This window comes from Rhodopirellula europaea 6C (genome assembly GCF_000338295.1).
Classification (GTDB): Bacteria; Planctomycetota; Planctomycetia; order Pirellulales; family Pirellulaceae; genus Rhodopirellula; species Rhodopirellula europaea.
In genome coordinates this window covers 11,199-34,683 of record NZ_ANMO01000256.1, presented here as the reverse complement: position 1 = coordinate 34,683, position 23,485 = coordinate 11,199, and the positions used below count along the sequence as shown (strand labels likewise).

Genomic DNA, 23,485 nt, shown 5'->3' with positions numbered 1-23,485 from the left:
GGCGCGGATTCAATCCGAAGCCGGCCACGTGAAAAACGGTGCGTCGGCATCCCACCAATCCGGGTCAGGGAACATCCCCTGATCTGCCCCGTGATGGAACGGCACCGAGCGTTGGATTCTATTTGGGCAGCCCGACGAGTCCTTTTGGGGGCTCTCGGTCGTTTGGTTTGCAACGGTTGAAGCGACAAATTGATCGAATTTCTGAGCAGTTTCTCGCCGCCAAGTTGACAATCCAATTATCTTCAGACGTCCGGCAGGCCCCCACTGCGCTCCGATTTCGACCACAATCGGTGCGTGAGAACCTGTCTAGAACGACATTTTCAAGCTTTTCATCTGATTATTTCGATTCGCTTCGCTGTCACGGTGACCGTGGCTGGATCCCTTCATTCTTTGAGTTTCTCATGACGCTTCGACGCTTTCATTCTTTGTTGGGCACCGCTGCTTCAGACGCTTCCTCGGTATCCGATCGAGGAACCAAGGGGCAACGTTCCGGTAAATCCCGCCGCACCCGGAGTGATCGACGAAGCAAATGGCAGACCGCTGACCGCCGACTGAACCACGAAACGCTCGAAAAACGAGAACTCCTCGCCGCGGAGTTGGGACTGATCGCTCATCCGGTATTCGCTCCTGGCACACCGAGTGAAACCATTGAGCAGTGGCATGAGGAACACGGCGACAATCATGCCGCGATCACATCTGGCACAAAACTGCCTGGTTTTCAGTTTGGCCCTCAGCTTCAACCCATCCTTTTCAATCCAACGGACCCGTTGCGTTGGCGGACGTCAGCGTTAAATCCCAGTGGCGCACCCAATTTAGGCGATCCGATCACGCTGACATGGAGCATCGTTCCTGACGGAACGCCGATGCTGGACCCAAACACGGGCAACACCACCGGCACCAGCAATTTGGTCGGATTCCTCGATAGCGTTTATGGCAGCGGAGCGACCAATGAGATCACGGAAAAACCATGGTTCGGGATTTTCTCCAATGTCTACGACGTGTGGTCGGTAGGGACAGGCTTGAGCTTCGTCTACGAGGACGATGATGACATGGCACCTTGGGCCGCCGACGCTAGCATTGGCGAAGCGGACGTGCGTGCCGACCTGCGAATCGCGGGGGCCGCGATCGACGGTGACTACAACGTCTTGGCCGCCAACTACCCACCCTATGGATTCGGTTCCATTGGCTTAGACGGCGACATGATCATCGACACGACGGACCGTTACTATTCGGACACGGCGAATTCGGCGTTCGATCTCAATATTGAATTGACCAACATTCTGAGTCACGAGATTGGTCATGGGTTGGGGTTGGGCCATGTGATGCCGACCAACGGCACCAAATTGATGGAGCCATTCATTAGCGCGAACTACTACGGTCCGCAAGAAGATGATGTCTTCAATATCAACATGTTGTACGGCGACGCGATGGAGCCAAACGACACGATGGCAAATGCAGTCAATCTCGGGGTCCTCGACCTCGCTGCCCAAACCATCACCGATGTGTCGATCGATAGTCCGAATACGGATGTGGATGTCTTTGCGTTTTCACTCAGCCACCCCACCGAAATTGATCTGATCGTGACGCCTGTTGGGTCTGCCTATTTCGAGGGCGAACAAGGCGGTGCCGCCCCGGTTGAAGTGGATCGCCAGCGTCAACAGGACTTGCAATTTCGATTGCTAGATGGAAGCGGAAATCAGATCTCGTTGTCCAACGACAACACATTGGGCAACGCGGAATTCCGCGCAAAAGTACAGTTGGCGGAAGGATCTTACTTTGTCGAGGTTTCCGCCTTCTCAGGAACAGACTCGCAAGCTTATCGCATGTCGGTAGGCAATTCCGCTCGCGTTATCGTTGGCCCCACCTTGCTGGCGATCCGTCCTGATGACTCGGGGCTCCTGCAAGACGGCGATACGCTTGAAGCTGCGCCGAATGAATTCAATCTCTTTTTCAATGGTGGCGCTGATCTCGACGAAGCAACGATCAGCAGCGACACCGTGAAGTTGATCCGCGCCGGCGAGGATGGGATTTTTGGTCCCAATCCGGACAACTTGGACGCTAGCGGCAATCCAATCGACGATGACATCCAAGTTGAATTGGGTTACGTCGGCCTGCTCGAATCAGGAAGCATCGAAGCCAGCAATCTTCAGCAAATCGTGATGCGACCGGCCAGCAATGCGGCCCACAATGCGTTCGATCCATCGTTTGGCTTTCCTGACGATCTGTACAAAATTGTGCTCATCGGCGAGGGCAACTCACCTTTGCAAAGTCGTGCCGGAGTACCGTTCGATGGCGGCAACAACTTCGAAACGACCTTCCGCCTCAACCGTGGAGCCCAGGTTGTCGCCGTTGTGCCTCAGCCAGTTGTTCGGGCCAACGCGACGCAAGCGAATCCCGAAGGCACGCTTTCACAGCAATCGGACACGATCGTCATTCACTTTGACGGACAGCTTCTGGACATTGGCGATGCCGAAAACCCCGCTTTCTATCGGCTGATCGATACCCGCGCGACTGCGGACAAGACCGATGATCAGCTCGCACCGTTGCAGCCCAATTTGGCGACCTACGACGTTGCCGAAGGCACGGTCACACTTCAATTTTCGGGACCGATCCCCGAGGGTAACTATCGGTTGGACATTGGCGAAGCGGGCACGCCAGTTGGTGGTTCTCCCACCGTTCCGAGTACCTCACTCACCAACAACGACAACAACTCGACTCTGCTCACCGCCAGCGATCTGACTGGAACGCCAGCGAGTCCCGTGACGTTGGATGCGACCGGTGTTCGCATTGCTTCACAAATCCAAGTTCAATCGGTCCCGCTCGCTCAACGCGTTGGTGGAGCCGACGAGCCGGGGCACCGAGAAATCCAGCGGGAACCCCATGTTCGAAACGACGAAGGAACGAATCTGATCGCTCCGTCATCGATCGAGATTGTTCGCTATTACTTCCCGGACACTCTTGGGACTGATGCCAACGGCCAGGACTACATCAACCTGATTACCGAAAAAGAAAAGGAAATTGTCCGCACTCTGTTCGATATCTTCGCCGGCTTGTCGGGATACGAATTTGTAGAAACATCGGAAACAGTGCCCGGACTCGATGAGCTGATGATCGGCAAAGGGGATTTCAGAGCCGTCTCACCCAGCCTGGGACCGAACGATGGTGTCGCCGGGTTGGCGAATAGCACATTCGCAATCCTGAATGGCACCTTGTTTAATCAATCAAATCGTTTCTTTGGTGACGGTTTCACAGAGACGATGATGCATGAAATTGCACACTCACTGGGGCTCGGCCACTCTTATGACATCCCTTCTCTTCAAGGAGCTCCGTTGCCAAATGACGTGCTGCCTGGAGATCATGATATTGTTCACTTGCAACGCGTTTCTCCACCTAACGCGACTGACATCGACCTCTACAAGTTCGCAGTTGCGGAAGGAGGACGTTTCACGGCAGAGACTTTCGCCGAACGCCTTTCGACGCCAAGCGGCCTAAGCACTGTCTTGACCTTGTTTGGCATCAACGACGATGGATCGATGGACATCATCGCCCGAAACGATCGCTACTTCGGCAACGACTCATTCCTTGACGTCGACCTCGAAGCGGGCACCTATCTGATCGGTGTCAGCAGCACTGACAACGAAGACTACAACCCTTTGGTTCCTGACTCTGGTTTTGGTGGCACGACAGATGGTCAATATGAACTGGAATTGAAATTTGCTGGTGAGTCCGCGTCTGTCCTCCGCGATGTTGATGGAACTCCTATTGACGGCGACCGAGATGGAACCCCGGGCGGCGTCTTCTCGTTCTACTTCCAAGCCAGCGACGTAAGCACCACCGTTTTCGTCGACCGTTTGAACGATCCTAACGCAGCTGCGCTGGATGGCGACGGGACGTTGGGCAATGCGTTTGACAACATTGGGCAAGCGTTGCAACGTGCCGGTGAACGCATTGTGTTCCCGACCGTAGGTCTGGATGCACTCGATGCGAGTGACACCTTTGAAATCATTCGCACAGTCAATGGAACCCCCGAAACAGAAAGCTTTCACTTTGGGGCCGGCGGCATCACCTTGGCCACCAGTGGCTCGCCAGAAGACGCTGCTGTAGCGACCGCTTCTGCTATCAATGCTGTGTTGCCAGGAAGTGCCAATGTGGTTGGTCGAACCGTCGAACTGACCGGGATTGAACGATTGGATCTGTCTGGCTCAGACACATTACTGAACACACCGAACTTGGTTCGGATTATCGGCAACGACGCCGATGGCGATCCATCCACCACCGCCGACATCAAACCGTATCTGATCGGTACTGCGACAAGTGGCGCGTCGCTTCGCGATGGTGCTGAATTTCGCGTTCCGCAAGGCGTCACCGCGATGATTGACGCGGGAGCGCTGCTCAAGATGCGGAAGTCGAACTTGGATGTCGGATCGTCTTCCATCGATATCGATCGTTCCGCAGCTGCGCTTCAGGTACTGGGAACACCCGATGTTCCAGTTTGGCTGCGTTCGTACTTTGACAGCACTTTCGGTGGCAATTCGACGGGTTCATCGGCGGTCAATCCGCCCAGCGCGGGCGACTTCGGCGGGATCGTACTTCGCGACGATTCCGACTTGGAATCCTCGGGCATGTTCCTCAACTACATCTCACACACTGACATTCGACACGGTGGTGGCAAGGTCTTCGTCGATTCCGCCGAAGATTCATTCAGCCCAATTCACGTGATCGATTCCCGACCATCGATCGCGTTCAACCGAATCACCGATAGCAACAGCGCCGCGGTTTCGGCCAGCCCTGACAGTTTTGATGAGTCCGGTGGACGCATCGGGCCCGAAATTGTCGGTAACTATTTGGCGAACAATACCATCAACGGTTTGTTCATTCGGATTGAGACTCAAGATGGTCAAGTCGTTACTAAATTGACCACACCGGGTCGATTCAACGACACGGACATCGCGCACGTCTTGACTGAGAATTTGGTGATCGCCGGAAACGTTGGCGGTCGCTACCTAGACAAGACCACCGGCGAATTATCAGGCCGCGCGTCGGGACGCCTGCTTGTCGATCCGGGCATCGTCATCAAGTCGGCAGGCGCTCGCATTGAAGCGGAAGCGGGTGGCTCAGCCATCATCGCCGAAGGCACCAAAAACCGCCCCGTCATCTTCACCTCCATCAATGATGATCGATACGGTAGCAGCGGAGTTTATGACACGACCAACACACCTGGGTCGGCCGGACTACCTGGCGACTGGGGCGGTTTCTACTTCGGCTTCACGAGCTCGGGTAGTATCGACAATGCCATCATTTCTTATGGTGGTGGCGACTCATCGATCGAAGGTGGATCCGCAAATTTCAATGTGATTGAAATTCACCAAGCTGAAGTGCGGATCACCAATTCATTGATCAGTGACAATGCGAATGGAAACGCGAGCGGCGTGCGCAACGGGCGCGGTGCAAACGCGTCCGCCACGATCTACGTTCGCGGCGCACAACCCATCATTGTCGGCAATGAGATTGTCGACAACGAAGGACCCGCGATCAACATCAATGCCAACTCGCTCCAGTTCACCAACACTCCTGACTATGGTCGCAGCACTGGTCGGTTGGAGGTTTTCTCAGAATTTGACGACAATGTTGGACCGTTGGTCCGATTAAATCAATTCGAGAACAACGGCATCAACGGCATGCTCGTTCGGGGCGAAGTGCTGACGACGGAATCCATTTGGGACGACACCGACATTGTTCATGTCCTCCAGAATGAAATCGTGGTCGGCAATCATCATTCCAATAGCGGTCTGACGCTTCGCAGCAGCGGAAGTGAATCCCTGGTGGTGAAGCTACAGGGCAACAACGCTGGGTTCACCGCAACTGGGTCTCCCGCCGAAATCGTCGACCGAATTGGTGGTACCGTCACCGTGTCGGGTTCCCCTGGGTTCCCAGTGATCTTGACCAGTCTTCAAGACGACTCGGTGGGTGCCGGATTCACACCGACAGGCGCTTTTTTGTTCGACACCGGAAACGATGGTCAAACCGGCGGTCAGAAAGGGGATTGGCGTGGGTTGAGTTTTGACGAATTCAGCAACGACCGAAACGTTGCTGTTGTCCGAGAACGCGAAACGCCGTTGACGGCGGGGAAAGACGAGAACTCCTTCCCGGGTGTCGCCCAGTTTGTGGGCACCTTGGCTCCCGACCAAAAGAGCGGCGACGAAAACCGAAGACTCGGCTTTGAGGTCCAAGGGTTCATCAGCCCCGATTCGCCCGAGGACCTGGATGTCTACAGTTTTGAAGGAACGGCGGGAACACCGGTCTGGCTGGACATCGATCGAACGGACTCTTCGCTTGACACCGTTATCGAAGTGCTCAATGCCAACGGGACCGTGGTGGCTCGATCGATGAGCTCGTTCGATCCGAATGAAGCGGGTTCGTTGAATAACTTGCCGCTGATTCAGAATCCACTGCTCGGTGGCGATTTCAACTCCGAGAATTACCGCGACGCAGGGATGCATCTTGTTTTACCCGGCACACTGGGAACGCTGGGGCGTTACTTCATCCGCGTCCGTTCACTGGGATCAACACCAACATCGCTCAACGGGACGAGCAGTGGCCAGTACCACATGCAAATCCGTTTGCAGCAAGTGGATGAATACCCTGGTAGCACGGTCCAGTATGCCGACATTCGCTATGCGAATCGCGGCATTGATGTCAGTGGATTGCCAGCTCGCAGTCATATTTTGGGTGAGGCAGGTGAGGTCACAGGAGCCGCCAATAATACATTTGCCCAGGCACAACCACTTCAAAGTTTGCTCGAGAGTGACCTGGCAGCAATCTCTATTTCCGGCAACCTGGGCGAGGAACTGGGAGTCAATAACCGCGATCTCGATGTCGATTGGTATCGTTTTGATGCGACTCAGACAGGTGTTCAGGTCATCGGCGGTGTAAACGATGCAGCCGGAACCATGGCGGTCGTGTTTGATATGGACTATGCCGATAAGGCCAACCGAGCCGATACGACTCTTGCCGTCTACGATGAAAGTGGCCAGCTGATCTTCGTTGGACGCGAGTCCAACATCGAGGACGATCAGCCCGACACCATTGATTCCGATCCCGACATCGATGATCTTTCGCGAGGATCGCTCGGCACCAAAGATCCTTACATTGGCCCGGTTCATTTGGTCACGGGAGGCCAGTACTACATCGCAGTGATGGGCAACGGCGTCACGCCAAGTGCTCTGATGGGCCAGTATGACAATTTGGGAACGTTTGACGCCAACGGTGCGTTCCAACCCGGAGCAACAGCCGACAATCGTTACGTGCGGCTGGAACCAGTCAACTCAGTTGATCGTGTTGTCGAAGATCGGATCGGATTCTCCGGTTACAACACAATCCCACTGGATCCGTTTTTTCCAAATGGATTGCCGATCCAGCCCCAATCATCGATCTTCAACATTGACTCTTCAGCCAACTTACAACAACACCTGCCCGCGTTCTCGCTTGAAAATGTGCCTTTGTACATCGCGACCGAACGCCCGGTCGCCAACGCCGACGACCAACTGTATCTCGCCGATCCTTTTAACGGAGGCACGTACACACGCCCCGTTTCACAAAATAGTTGGTCACCAGCGAACGATGACATCCAGGACATCACGATTCGCAGTGACGGCCGGATGTTCGGTTATCAACGAGCCGACAACTTGGGCAACTCGGTCGGCCGATTGGTCGAGATCGATCCTGCCACCGGGACACTCACCGCGGTATCGGACGACAACATTCCTGGTGAAGCTCCCCCGATCAACGCCAGCGATCTGAATGTTAACCTGACAACGAATGCGAATCGCGGAACAGTCAACGACCCTCGTTTAGCTGAATTTACGAACTCCAGCGATGTCGATGCATTGGCGTTTGAACGAACCGGAGCCGCCACGGCGACTCCCACCTACGATGTCTACTATGTCGTTCGTGAATCGGAAAATTCGTCGAAGTTGTATCGAGGAAATGAGGGCGGCAGCGCCGCGCCGGTGGCTGCCAACGGTGGCAACCCCAACCAAGCAGCAAACCGTAAATATGGTGTGATGGGGAACATCAATCTCGCGGGCGTCACGCCTCAGGTTGACACATTTTCAATCTCCAACAACGCCAACCCAGCTGCACGGACGGACATTCGTTTCCAATCCAACCAACCCGGTTTGGCCGGCGCATTCACGCTGAACATCGTGAATGCTGGAAATGACACGGCCGCTGTCGTGACCAATGCCAACATCAACACACGCTCCATTACTCTACGTCTTGGAAACAACAACGGCGGAGGCCCAAATGCCAATGCGATCGTGAACGCAATCAACACCCACCCCGTCGCTCGTCAGATAGTCACAGCCGCAATCTATGGCGGCAATGCCAACGGTAATCGCGATGGAAATGGTGGAACCGTCGCTAACAACCGATCGACTCCATTCAGTACGCCGGCGAGCGGCGTTGCGTTGGCCGGGCGCGTCACCGGCATTGCTTTCGATGACCCGATTGCACAACAAAATCTGTTCGGGGTGACAAACGCCGGTGAAATTATTCTGATCGATGAAAACAGTGGTATTGCGCAGATACTCAATGTTGTACCCGGGGCTGAGTTCAGCGCGCTGGCGCTTGGCCCTCAGAGCGTCGAAAATGGTGCTTACGCGGACTTGATGTTCGCCACCACGACAGGCGGACAGTTGTACGCTTTCAACTCAGCTGGAGTGCTGCAGAATATTTTTGCCGACAATTCAGGCAACCCAACGGCCCTGTTCGCTCAATTGAATGACATTGCGCCGGCCCGAGGCGACGCCCCCGTCGGATTGGCATTCAGTCCCTTGGACTTGAATCTCTGGCACCCAACAACACGTCGCGCAGGCGATGTCGGTCACGGTATCAATGAGGCCCCGGACGGGTCACGCGAGCCGGGTCAGATTGATGTGGAGTATCTCGATTCATTGACACCAGACGGAACCCGAAACTTCCGACAGAACAACGGTGGTGCAAGCTTCTACTTTGGATTGGAAGATTGGATTCCAAACAACCAGTTCAACAATACAACTCAAGGGTACATCACCTATGACGGCGTAAACGCTCAGTATGGACTATCTGAAGAATTACATCGTGACTTGGCATCCAACCCAAACTTGGTCAACACTTACGCCCTTGCCGGTGGTGCTCAAGGTCAATTAGTCTCGAACTCTTTCGATTTGGCTGGTTCGGTCGCGGAAGATCGTCCTACGCTCTACGTCAACTACTTTTTGGAGACGGAAAATCATCCGGGTGAAACCACGGCGAATGGTCAGGATCCGTTCCGCGACGCTGCCCGTGTATTCGTGTTGCGGCCCTCGACGGGAGAGTGGGAACTGGTTGCAACCAACAACTCCGCGCTCAGTGCGAATGACCCATCACAGAACCCAGATGGAGAGCTTCCCGGATTCATTTCGCATTTGTCCGACGCAGGTTTGAACAGCACCACCCAGCGTGCTGAAAATCATCAAATAGTTCAAGAACTTTTCGACAACACGGGTTCGTGGCGTCAAGCAAGAATTGATTTGTCGTCTTTCGCCGGGGAAACGGGACTGCAACTTCGATTTGATTTCAGTACAGCAGGACGTATCGTCGGCGATGGCATTCCGTCCGCTTTCGGTGAAATCTCTTCGAACTCTCGCTCCAATGCGACACAGAATAATTTCTTCGAAGGTTTCTATATCGACGACATTATCGTCGGTTACGCCGAACGAGGCGAAATGGTCACCGTTCCCGCCCAAATTCCTTCCGTCGAAGGTGCTCTGCAAGGCGGGACGCGGGCCATCAATATTGATTCCGGAACCTTCACGCTGCTGAACGATCCTCGCTATAGCAATCGCGATCCGAATCGCAACCCAGAGATTCTATCGGGACCTTATCAAGTCGAAATTCGACGCGTCGATGAATATGCATCTTTAGCAGATGCCAACATTATTCCGGACTTTGATGGGACGTTCCAACCGTTTGACACCAATGTTCGACACATCTTGTCGGAAGACGGCGTCACGATGTTCGGCGGCACCACCGGTTTGCTCGCTGACCAAAACCGAGAGCGTCAGCAGGGCATGTTCATCATTGATTCCAACTTCATCTCCGATTCGAATGATGTTGGGATCAATGTCCAGCCAGGCACCGCGGAAGAAACTGGCGTGCCTCACCAAGGATCCTTGATCAACTTCCCGCAATTGAACTCGCCTCGTTTGGTTCCCGGCGTGGTGATTCAGAACAACGTCGTGTCCGGTGATTCGGCCATCCGTTTCGCGGGCGAGACGAGCACCGAAGCTGGACGATCCGTGCCATTCGGGCGAATCGTCAACAACACGCTGGTTGGCTTTGGGGACGGACTCGGGATTGATGTGGTCGGGCAAGCAGCACCGACGATCATCAACAATATTCTTTCGGAATTTGGAACCGCAATTGATGTTGAGGGTTTCAATGCCGTCAATACTGTAGTTCGAAAGAACTACTTCCAAGGCAATGCATCCAACGGCACCACCGGTACCAATCCGGAACTGGCTGGGCCAAACGCCCCCTTGTTCATTGATCGTTCCACTCGCAACTATTACCTCGAATCCGGTTCGGCGGCGATCGACAATTCGCAGGAGACGCTGCCCGATCGTCTCGCCTATGTCACGTTCAAGACGGAACTGGGAATCGCTCGATCGAACATTGACGCGCCGCAGCGAGATGTCTTTGGTCAACTGCGTGTCGACTCCGGTCAATCTGGTGGCGGCAGTGGAGCTGATCCATTCATCGATCAGGGAGCAATCGACCGAGCAGATACGGACGCACCTTATGCCGTTCTGTTGAAACCGATTGATGATGACAATGCCGGGCTGGATAAAGATCCCAATCCAACCGTCGTCTCGCTTGATGATCCCATCCTGGATGTTTTTTCAATCCTGATTGGGGATGGCCGAGACGAGAACTCGCCATTCGAAGGCACGGGCATCAATCCTGCGACGGTCGATCGTGATTCAATCTTGGTGCGACGCAATAACATCGAACTTGTCGAAGGTGTGGACTACCGGCTTGGTTTCAACGATTCAACCGGTGAGTTGCGTTTAACGCCACTAACCACACTTTGGCAGCCAAGTGGTGTTTACGAAATTTTCTTGGACAACCAACGGATTGCCGACCGCGCCGGAAATTTCCTTCGTCCGAACCAACAAAATGGTGAGACCAAGTTCACGATCATTCTTCCGACTGTCAACTTGGACTACGGCGACGCGATCGACGGCTTCGGCACGACTTTGGGCTCCAACGGAGCCCGTCATGCAATCATCGACGATGGTTTCATTCGCTTGGGCTCGATCATTGATGCGGAACGAGATGCCGCCACTGCCGGATCACCAAACGCGGCCGACGACGATCGACTCCCAGTCGTGATCACGACGAGTTCCTTGGCGTTTGCAGCACCGGTAGACAACGCTGGTGTCAGCACCATGGAAGTGGTTCAGATGCCGATGCTCGGCGACACGTTAACGATTGATATCGGCAGTCCACGCGGACCGGTGACGTTTGAATTTGTCACCGTTGGACGTTCCGCTGAGCCAGGCAATGTGTCGGTGATCTTTGACGATTCGGTCTTGACCGACGCGGTTGAAATCATGAACCAGCTCAACGGATTCACCGCAGACGTTCACAATGCCATCGCGTCAGTGTTCGAAGACTTTGGTCAAGCGTTTGATGTCGAGTTTTCGTTGGGCGACACGCTGGTTCCGATGCAACCCTCACTGTCGCTGACCAACTTCGATGATGAGGATGGGGTCGGCATTGGATCTCCCAATACGCAACGAGTCATCACTGCGACGCCTTCCAATCCATCTTCCTTGGTCGTGGCAGCGTCACCGGCCAACCCGGCGACGATCGAAGTCCAATCGCTGCCTTCTAACGGTGATCAGATCGTCATTGATCTTGGCACCTTGGCTGGTTCGAAGACCTTCGAATTCTTGCAAATAGATCCGCTAGCAACAGAGCCGCAGTCTTCGACCTCTGGCACCATCGCGGTTCGCTACGAAGCCTCGGATTCGATCGATGACATCGCGGCTCGTTTGGCAGCACGCATTGACCAAACGCTTGCGGGTTACGGCACCAGTCTTTTGGTCAGTTTTGCCGGCAATCTGGTCAGCCTGGAGAACCAGACGACCTCGCAGACCGTGTTTGTCGATTCCCTGATAGATCCAAGCATCGGTTCGATTGGCGTCTTGGGATACCTGAACCCCAACAATTCCAATGGAGCGTCGATCCTGATCAACGCTCCCAACGGTGGTTTCTTGGACGCATGGATTGATTGGGACCAGAATCAACTTTTCGATCCTCGCGACTCCTCTGAAGACGGTGGCGAACAGATCTTCCGAAGCGTTCCGCTCAGCGCTGGCGATAACATTCTCAACATCGTCACTCCCACCACCGCGTCGAGCGGCATGGCCTGGGCACGGTTCCGCATCTCGCCCGAAGGCGGTTTGGCCTCCGACGGTTTGGCTGTGGGCGGTGAGGTTGAGGACTATCAAGTCGAAATCATTCCGGCACCAATCCCGACACCGCAAGATGACCTCTACCAACTACTTGAGGATCAATCACTTCTAACTGCGGAAATGGGACTGTCGTCTGTCTTGTTCGGTCCAACCGCAGCGGCAGACGATCTGCTGACTCCATTTGCGCCAACGACGGTGGTCTTGGTCGATGGACCCGAACACGCTGAGAATTTTTCCATTGACCCTCTCACAGGGCACTTCCAATACGTTCCCAAAGCCGACTTCGCTGGCATTGACACGTTCACCTATCGCTTGGCCGACCAAGCGACCTTATTGGCAAACCCTGTCTTCGACGTGAACGGGAATCCGATTGGCGTCGCGACAGTGTCCATCAACGTGCAACCCGTCAACGATGTGCCTTCTGTCGAGAACCTGACATTGCTCGCGTTGGAAGACACGACGCGAACCTTCACGGCGGAACAACTCAAAGCCAGCGCATTTGGCGACGGAAATCGCGAGTTCACATTGACACTCCCTGATGGCTCGACTCAGTCGGCACCATGGGACGAATCGATCCAAACGTTCAATGTCATCTCGCTGCAGACCACTGTGGCAGGAGTTGTCACCGATATCGACTGGACCACACCAATCCCCGCCGATGGTTTCAAAACTCCACGGGGCCGAATCATTCCAACCTGGGAAGCGGCAACTGGGTTCTTAGAAACCATCGAGTACTTGGCCGACACGGACTTGAACCAAGACAACGCGAATGGCAATTCGCTGTTGCGTGATGAGTTCCAGTTCACAATCGAAGACGATGGCGTGCTGGTCAATCCTGGCGCGGACCTGGTCGATCCAACGGACGATACCTTGTTCACGGGTGCCAAACTCACCGCCCAGGCGACTGCGGAGATTGACGTCAAACCGAAGAACGATGCACCGATCGCCGCCGACGACGTCATTAGCGAGAAGAATCCAATCTGGAACGCGTTCTTCATTGGCCCCGACCCGATGAACCCAATCGCGTCGGTGCCTGTTCCCACGGAAGACCAAACTCTGGTCATCCCTCAGGCCTACCTGATCGCGAACGACAAAGAAGCTCGTGACTCGGCAGCTGACGAGAATGACAACACCAATGACTCGGGATTGACTGTCACGGCTGTCAGCGCCACCAGCAATTTGGGTGGAACAGTTTCGATCGATATTGACGGAAACATTGTCTACACACCGGCTCGCAATACCTACGGCGAAGACTCCTTCACCTACACGGTGACAGACGGAGGTATCACATTTGATTTAGGCCCCGAGGGGACGCCTGGATCGATGAACGAAGTCGACGACTTCCTCACTCACACCGCGACCGTTCGGATCCTGATCAAACCGGTCAACGATACTCCTCAAGCTGAAAACCTCTCACTTGACTTGCTTGAGTACGAAGAGTTCGTCAACGGAACCGGTGATCCCAATCCGGTTGCCAAATCGGATGGTAATGGCCTCAGAAATTTCACGAAAGACGACCTGCTGCGACTCGGTGCCCCCGGGTCGGCCCTGGAAGTCACCCCGCCCGGTGATTTCCCCGCCTTGTTCGACGAAGATGCACAAGACCTGCGCGTCATCCAAATTGGCTTGCCGGGTGGCACGGGCGGTTCGATCGATGCCCGCACGCTCACGTACGACACCGTCACAGGTTTGGCACCGGTCCAAACTTTGGCCACCGCGCGTGGCAGTCTTTCGCTAACGTTCTCTTTGGTTCCTGACCCCGCCAACCCGGGCATGTTCTTGGCCGGCAGTGGCGAGTTTGTCAGTGGTTCCTACGAACCCAACGTGGACTACAACGAAGAATCACCGTTCGACGCCACGGACCTGTTCACCTACTTCGTGGAAGACTTCTCTGAGATCCCAGTTCCTGGAGCGGGCAACTTCCCAGGCGAGTCACTCGACAGCGTTGGTCACGGCAGCCTGACTAGCGCCGCCGCCACTGTCACGGTCACAACTCACGCGACCAATGACACGCCTGAGTTCCCAGTCTTCGATACGGTGACCTTCGCCGAAGACATCAACGACGCTGGCGATGCCTTCAACACCGTCTTCTATGACATCTACGGGGAAGCCGTCATCGCGTCGGCTGATCCTGCGGTCCACAACCTCCCGCAAGCCATCTTCGTCAGCCGCGATACCGCAGAAGACGAGCGTGGAAACAACAGCGGAGCGGCGCCGACGCAGTCGCTGACCTACAGCTACAACACGCTGTATGAACCGGCCGGCATGTTTGAATCCGCACCAGTGCTCGACGAGTATGGGGTGTTGACGCTAACACCACGTGCCGATGCCTATGGCTATGCCCTGTACGAAGTCACGATGACAGACAACGGGCAGTCCTACGATCCAGCCACTGGCATGTTGGTCGACGACTTCCGTAGCGTGACTCGCACGTTGACCGTGCACATCACGCCGATCAACGATGCTCCTGTTACCGAAGATCGAGCACTGGAAGTCATGGAGGTCGAGGAATTCTCGTCGCCGGATGACATGCCGACCGGCGCGGTCGCTTCCATCGACTTGACTCCGGATCAGTTCCTGGGTGGCACCACCGAGAATCCAGAACTGGCCGAGCAAAGTGACTTCACGGATGACATCGACGCGGTCGATGAATTCGATGAAGAAGAGCAAAGCCTGCGAGTTGTGAAGTTCACCGTCACATTGGCCAACGGTTCCACCGCAGACGTCGACGCCGAAAACAACAACGGCGTCGAACTGACGCTGGCAACGGGGCGCATCACGTTCAACTTCGATGACATCGCGGACGGCGGTGCCTACACCGGCGGTACTTACTTCCCGAACGTGGATTACAACGAGGAAAGCCCGTTCGCGCCGAACGAACAGTTTACCTACGTCGTCGAAGACTTCGGTGTGACCACCATCCCAGGTTCGATGGATGTCACCGGAACCACCGAGCAAGTCGACTACACCAACGATGGTGGGTCGCCACCGCAGGGACTGAACAATCGATCGACACCTCGCACGATGACGCTGACCACGCGGGCTCAGAACGATGTGCCCGAGTTCCCCGTGTTTGGTGAAGTGACCTTCGCCGAAGACATCAACGATGCGGGCGACGCGTTCAACACGGTGTTCTACGACATCTACGGGGAAGCCGTGATCGCGTCGGCCGACCCTGCCGTTCACAACCTGCCACAAGCGATCCACGTCAGTCGCGTGACGGCGGAAGACGAACGTGGAAATGACAGCGGTGCTCTACCGACTCAATCATTGAGTTTCAGTTTCACCACGCTCTACGAACCGGCCGGTATGTTCGAAACAACACCGACTCTCGACGAGTACGGTGTGCTGACTCTGACCCCGCGTGCCGACGCTTATGGTTACGCGGTGTTCGTTGTCACCCTGACGGACGACGGTGGCAGCTACAACCTGCCCAATGACCCACGTAGCATCGATCGCACATTGACCGTGCACATCACACCGGTCAACGATGCTCCTGTGACGGTTGACCGAGCACTCGAGGTTGACGAGGTCGAAGAGTTTGCTTCGCCAGACGACTCGCCAACCGGTGACGTCGCGTCGATTGACCTGACACCCGAACAGTTCCTTGGTGGTTCCACTGAGAATCCGGAATTTGCCGAACAAAGCGACTTCACCGATGACATCGACGCGGTCGACGAATTCGATGAAGAGGAACAGAGCCTGCGAGTGGTCGAGTTCACCGTCACGTTGGCCGATGGTTCCACCGCGGTCGTCGATGCCGAGAACAACAACGGAGTCGAACTGACTCTGGCCACTGGCCGCATCACGTTCAACTTCGATGACATCGCAGACGGCGGTGCCTACACCGGTGGTGTTTACTATCCGAACGTGGACTACAACGAGGAAAGCCCGTTCGCACCGAACGAGCAATTCACTTACGTCGTCGAAGACTTCGGAACGACATCGATCCCAGGATCGCAATTCATCAATGGTGGTGCTGCCGACGAAGTCGACTACACCAACGATGGCGCGATGCCTCCTGTGGGACTGAACAATCGTTCGACACCTCGCACGATGACGCTCACCACGCGGGCGCAAAACGATGCACCCGAGTTCCCAGTCTTCAACACGGTGACCTTCGCCGAGGACATCAATGACGCGGGCGACACGTTCAACACGGTCATTTACGACATCTACGGTGAATCGATTATCGCGTCGGCCGACCCGGCCGTTCACAACTTGCCGCAAGCCATCTTCGTCAGCCGTGACACCGCGGAAGACGAACGCGGTAACGCCGGTGGTGCACCAGCAACCCAGTCGCTGACTTACACCTACAACCCGTTGTATGTTCCGGCGGGCATGTTCGAATCCGATCCGGTTCTCGACGAGTACGGTGTGTTGACGCTGACGCCTCGTGCCGATGCGTATGGCTACGCGGTCTACACGGTCACGATGACAGACGACGGGCAGTCTTACGATCCAAACACCGGCATGTTGGTGGACGACTTCCGCAGCATCACGCGTACACTGACCGTGCACATCACGCCGGTCAACGATGCTCCTGTCACGGTTGACCGTGCTCTGGAAGTGGTCGAAGCCGAAGAATTCGCCAACGAAACCGGCCTCCCAACCGGCGATGTGGCGTCCATCAACCTGACCCCCGAGCAATTCCTGGGTGGTTCCGCCGAGAATTCGGAACTGGCAGAACAAAGCGACTTCACCGATGACCTTGACGCCGTCGATGAATTCGATGAAGAAGAACAAAGCCTGCGAGTGGTCGAGTTCACCGTCACGCTGGCCGATGGTTCCACCGTCGTCGTCGACGCTGAAAACAACAATGGCGTCGAACTGACGCTGGCGACCGGACGCGTTACGTTCAACTTCGATGACATCTCGATCGGCGGTGCTTACACCGGCGGGGTCTATTACCCGAATGTTGATTACAACGAAGAAGCACCGTTCGCTGCCAACGAACAGTTCACTTACGTCGTCGAAGACTTCGGAACGACTTCGATCCCAGGGTCGCAATTCGTCAACAGTGGTGCTGCTGACGAAGTCGACTACACCAACGACGGTGCGATGCCACCTGTTGGTCTGAACAATCGTTCGACACCTCGCACGATGACGCTCACCACACGGGCGAAGAACGACGCTCCTGAGTTCCCAGTGTTCGACACGGTGACCTTCGCCGAGGACATCAACGACACGGGCGATTCGTTCAACACCGTCTTCTACGATGTGTACGCAGGCAACGTGGTCGCCAACTACGACCCTGCCGACCCAATGCGTCCGCAAGCGATCTTTGTCAGTCGTGACACAGCGTTCGACGAACGTGGTGATGGGCTTGGTTTTGCACCCACGCAATCGTTGACTTACACGTTCACGTCCCTGGCCAGTTCCTCGCCAGCCGGCATGTTCGAAACATTGCCGACGATGGATGACTTCGGCGTATTGACCCTGACCCCGCGAGCCGATGTTTACGGTTGGGCGGTCTTCGAGGTCACCGCAACCGACGATGGATCCGACTACGACGCTGCCGCGGGATTGATCAGTTCACCTCGCAGCATCACTCGCACGTTGACCATCAACATCACACCGGTCAACGACGCCCCAGTGAGTGTCGATCGAGATCTGGAAGTCACCGAAGTCGAAGAATTCTCGTCGCCGAATGACCTTCCAACCGGTGCGGTCGCTCGCCTGCCGTTGTCGCCAGCGGACTTCCTGGGCGGTACGCCGGAGAATCCGACGCTTGCCAAAGCCAGCGACTTCTCCGACGACACGGTCACCTTTGAAGAGTTTGACGAAGACGAGCAAGGCCTTCGCGTCGTCGAGTTCACGGTCACGCTCGCCAATGGCTCGCCGCAAACCGTCAACGCGGGCAACTACGTCAATGGAACACTGATCGACTTGTTCAGCGGCACGATCTGGTTCGAATTCGATGCAACGACGGGTGAGTTCGTCACTGGTGAGTATCTCCCCAACGTCGATGTCAACGATCAGTTGCCGTTTGAACCAACGGAAGTCTTCCAGTACATCGTCGAGGACTTCGGTCCGACATCGATTCCTGGCAGCGACCGTCCAGATCCGGATGCCATCGGATCCATCGACTACACCACCGTGGGCGGAGTCGGCTCGAACAACCGTTCACAGCCTCGCGACATGACGCTGACCGTCCGCGCGGTCAACGATGTGCCAGACTTCCCCGAGTTCGACACGGTCACTTTCGCGGAAGACATCAATGACGCGGGCGGAGCCTTCAACACCGTCTTCTATGACATCTACGGTGGGCAAGTCATCGGCAGCAACAACCCGTTGGTGCACGGTTTGCCACAAGCAATCCACCCCGGACGCGATACCGCTTTGGATGAACGCTCGGTTCAAGAATTGAGCTACAGTGTCAGCGTGATTTCATCACCGGCGGGCATGTTCGCCAGCGATCCGATCTTGGACCGATTTGGGGTGCTGCAATTGCAACCCAATGCGGATGCTTATGGTTACGCGGTGTTCGCGCTGACGATGACTGACGATGGGCAATCCTACATCTCCGGTTCGATGCAAGATGACCCACGCAGCATCACACGGACGCTGACGGTCAACATCACTCCGGTCAACGATCAACCGGTCGCTTACGATCGCGAATTGACAGTCAACGAAGTGGAAGAGTTCTTCCCGATCACAGGTCAACCAACCGGCAGAGTTGCCGTTCTCGACCTGACTCCAGAGACGTTCTTGGAAGGCAATCCAAGTGACGCTCAGACAGCAGACTTTGCCGATGGCGTCGTCACGACGAACGAGTTTGACGAAGACGAACAAGACCTCCGGGTCGTTCAGTTCACCGTCACCAATTCCAGCGGCACACCGACAGTCGTCAGCCGAGACAACCTGAACGGCGTAGAGATTCCTCTCGCAACTGGCACGGTCACGTTCAACTTCGACGCCTCGGGCACGTTCGTCAGTGGCCAATACTTGCCAAACGTTGACTACAACCAAGAAGACCCGTTCTTGGACTTCGAGCGATTCAGTTACATCGTCGAAGACTTTGGTGAAACTTCGATCCCAGGCTCTGACTACGTCAACGGTCAGATGGCACCGCCGGTCGCTGGATTCCAACAAGCGGATTACACGACTGTTGGTGGTGTTGGATCGAACAACCGTTCGGAATCACGTCGTGTGACGATCCGAACCATCCAGGTCAACGATGCTCCTCGAGTTGAGTTCCGTGAAACGGTCGACATTCGCGAACGCGACGACAACCGTGGGACAAGCCTCACGGACTGGGCGACACGACGCGACCCGGCCGAAACCACTGCGTTGGACGAATTTGACCGACAAGACGTCTTCTTCACGTTCAAGCAGTACGTCAGCCAAAGCGTGCCTGACTTGTTCCGACCTGGCTTCACCCCTGAAGTATCTGACGACGGAACGTTGACGGTTTACCCATCGCCAGACGCGGTCGGCACGGGCGTATTCGTGATCACCGCAACAGACCGTGTTTCGGACACTGATCCGTTCACGCCGAAGTCAACGGAAATGACAGTCACGGTCAACGTTCGTCCAGTCAACGATCAACCTCGTTTGTCTGACATCGCACCAACAGGTCAGACTGGATCCATCGACGACGCCTACGAGATCACCTCAGACGGCACGCTGATTGTGACAATGAAGGAAGACAACACGGCCAACGATGGAACCACCGGAACGCCGTACTCGATTCCGCTTCGATCCGCCGGCCCAGGTGCACGCCCAGGACTGTTGGACATCTACACCCCGGGCCCAGCCAACGAATCGGACGGCACCTTGGGTGGAAACCAAAAGGTCGAGTTGGTGCCATTCACCACGCTGCCGACGACTCTCGGTGGTTCGGTGACATACGTCCCCGAAAATGGTTCGACACCGGCGTCGCTGGAGTACACACCGCCGACGAATGTCAACTCGTTGAACAACCTGCCCGACTCGTTCACCTACCAGGTGATTGACGATGGCACGAATTTCAACATTCGTGACCAAGTCCTGGACACGTCACCGCTGACACGCACAGGCCGCATTCAGTTTGTTCTGAATCCGGTCAACGACCGTCCGGTGTTCGACATCGCACAAACGGTGATCAATGTCAGCGAAGACGCGAACATGTTTGTCCGCAATGACTTTGCGTTCAACGTGTTCGGTGGCCCCACGCCAACGGCCAACGACGAGTTCAGCTTGACCGCTGCCCAAACGGTGTCGTTCAATCGCATCGAACCGGTCAATGTGTCAACAACTCAAGCGGCTCAAGCTTTCACGACGCTTCCAACGATCGTGCCTGCCGGCCACTTGACCTTCCAAGCCGCTCCAGGCGTGTTTGGCGAATTCGTGTTTGACATCTATGGCCAAGACAACGGTCAAGGACCGAACTTTGGACGTGGGGATTTGAATGAGTCATTGGCTCAACGAATCACCATCAATGTGCTCGCGGTCAACGACGCACCGATCCCTGCCAATGGAACGGGTGACACGGTCACAATCGCGACTCGCGAAGACAACACGTTGGCCATCCCAGTCGACGGTGTGATCAACGGTTCGTTGCTCGGCAACTTTATCGCTGGCCCTGATTCGCCAGTGGATGGATTGCCAGACGAAAACGATTCGCAAACCTTGTCCGCGGTCAACGTTCCGTTGCAAACCGCAATGGGCGGCACATTGACTCCTTCGCCAAACGGCGTGGGAGCAACGTCCTACGTCTACACGCCACCATTGAACTTTGTCGGCACCGACCAGTTCGTTTACGAAGTCAGTGACGGCGACGCATCGCGGACCACATCGGCAACCATCTCGCTGGTGGTGACTCCGGTCAACGACGCTCCGATCATCTCGCCTTTGGCACCGATCGTCGTGGAAGAAAGTGCCGGCACGGTTACCCTTCCGGATTGGCTCGGCACCGTCTTGGTTGGACCTCCCGGAACGGGATCCGGCGGACGTGCGGTGGATGAATTTGACGGCACCGGAACCACGGCACCTCAGACCATCACCGAGTACCGATTCTCCTATGTCAGTGGCGACACCGACTTGCTCGCCACGTCGGCTGGCAATCCAGCCGGGTTGCAGATCCTGTCGGACGGTTCGCTGCAGTTCACAACCTCGGACGAAAACAGCGGATCCGCCACCTACCAATTGGTGGCTGTCGACAGTGGCCCCAATAACCCGGCCAACGGTGACGTTTGGGAAAGCGCACCGGTTCAGTTCACGCTAACCATTGCCGACGTGAACGATCTGCCAACCTTCACGGCTGGCCCCGCTGTCACGGTCCTGGAAGACAGTGGAACGTATTCGCAACCATGGGCGACGGATATTTCCGCCGGACCTGGAAACGAAGGCAATCAAACCGTCGCGTTCCTGGTTCAAGTTCCAGCAGAGGATCAAGATCTCTTCTCGGTGCTGCCATCGATCGACGAAAATGGAGTGCTGACCTTCAGCGTGGCTCCTGATGCGGCGGGCAGCACTAACGTCACGGTGACGTTGCAAGACTTCGAAAATGGTGTCTTCGCTGGCAGTTCCCAGCCCGTCACTTTGTCAATCACGATCACTGATCAACCCGACCTTCCAGTTGCTGTCGATGACTCGTTCACGACCACGGAAGACGCGGTGTTGTTCTTCACGATCGAGGATTTGCTCGCCAACGATAGCGACCCTGACCTGAGCGACATCCTCAGCTTTGTGGAATTGCAAACCACAACCGCGTTGGGTGCCATCGTCAATGTCAATCAAACAACCGGCGAAATCTCGTACACACCAATGGGTTCGGACACGATTCAGTCGCTCCGTCCAGGTGAAACGGCAACGGACACGTTCCAGTACGGATTGCAAGACGACAGTGGCGTGACCAGCGTCGTGACCGCGAATGTCACGTTGACCATTCAAGGTCGCAACGACGCACCGGTTGCTGTCGACGACCGCGTGTTCATCGAATCAGTCGGCACAACCGTGCTGGACCAGATGCGAGATCCATTGTTCAACGATTCGGACATCGACGGAACGCTGGACCGCACTTCACTGACAATTGTGGTCGAACCTCAATTCGGAACGCTGTCCGACGACAACGGTGTGCTGACCTATCTGCCTGGCCCTGATTTCGCTGGCGTGGACACGTTCACCTACACCATCGCCGATGACTTGGGCCAAGCCAGTGCTCAGGCAACGGTTGAACTCCAGGGACGTCCAACCGCTTCGGACATCACCGCGGGAACATCCGTCGGACGAACCGGTGCGATTGACATCTCAGACAGTTTCAACACAGCGTTTGATTTGGACCTGACGTCAATTTTGATCACGACCCAGCCCACCAACGGGACGGCAGAAGTGATCGACGGAAAAATCATGTACACGCCGGACACTGACTACGTCGGACCGGACTTCCTGATCTTCACCGTCGCTGACATCAACGGAAACCGAAGTGCACCGACTCGCATGAACCTGAACACGGTGATGAGTCGACTGCAAAACCCTGTCAACTTCTCCGACGTCAACCGAAACGGCGAAGTCACCGCACTGGATGCTCTGTTGATCATCAACCGACTGAACGAAGTGAGCGGTAGTTCCAGCGGTGAAAACATCCCGGTCACCGATGCGGACTTCGGCATCGGCACCAACAATGGTGTGAACGAACAGTTCTACTACGACCAAAGTGGTGATGGATTCATCTCTTCGCTGGATGCACTGCGGGTGATCAACGAGATCAACGCTCAAAGCCAGTCCGGATTCGGTGAACCGACCGAAGTTCTGGCGAGCGACTTCAGCACATCGGCCGGTTTGGATGCATCCACTTCGTCGGCTGCTGAGTCCGTTGACTCAGGACCATCGAAAATGGTTGGATCCTCAGCGACCAACGCGGAAGTGGACCTGATTGACTTGATCGCGAATGAGCAAACCAAACGCGATGGCGAAGAGTCCGATTCTTTGGAATCGAACTTGGATGCCGCCGTGCGAGAATTGTTCTAAGCCGCTTTGATTGACTCGGGCATCGTTGG

1 protein-coding gene is annotated in these 23,485 nt (G+C 55.6%); it reads left to right on the top strand.

What is annotated here, in order from left to right; all coding sequences use genetic code 11:
- Window positions 1-401 precede the first annotated feature (401 nt).
- On the top strand, window positions 402-23,456 hold the full coding sequence (locus tag RE6C_RS26940) for a tandem-95 repeat protein (protein ID WP_008661800.1): 23,055 nt from the start codon (window positions 402-404) through the stop codon (window positions 23,454-23,456).
- Window positions 23,457-23,485 lie beyond the last annotated feature (29 nt).

Bases quoted from the DNA above. Each gene is read 5' to 3' on its own strand.
- RE6C_RS26940 (WP_008661800.1), top strand. From the start codon at position 402: ATGACGCTTCGACGCTTTCATTCTTTGTTGGGCACCGCTGCTTCAGAC.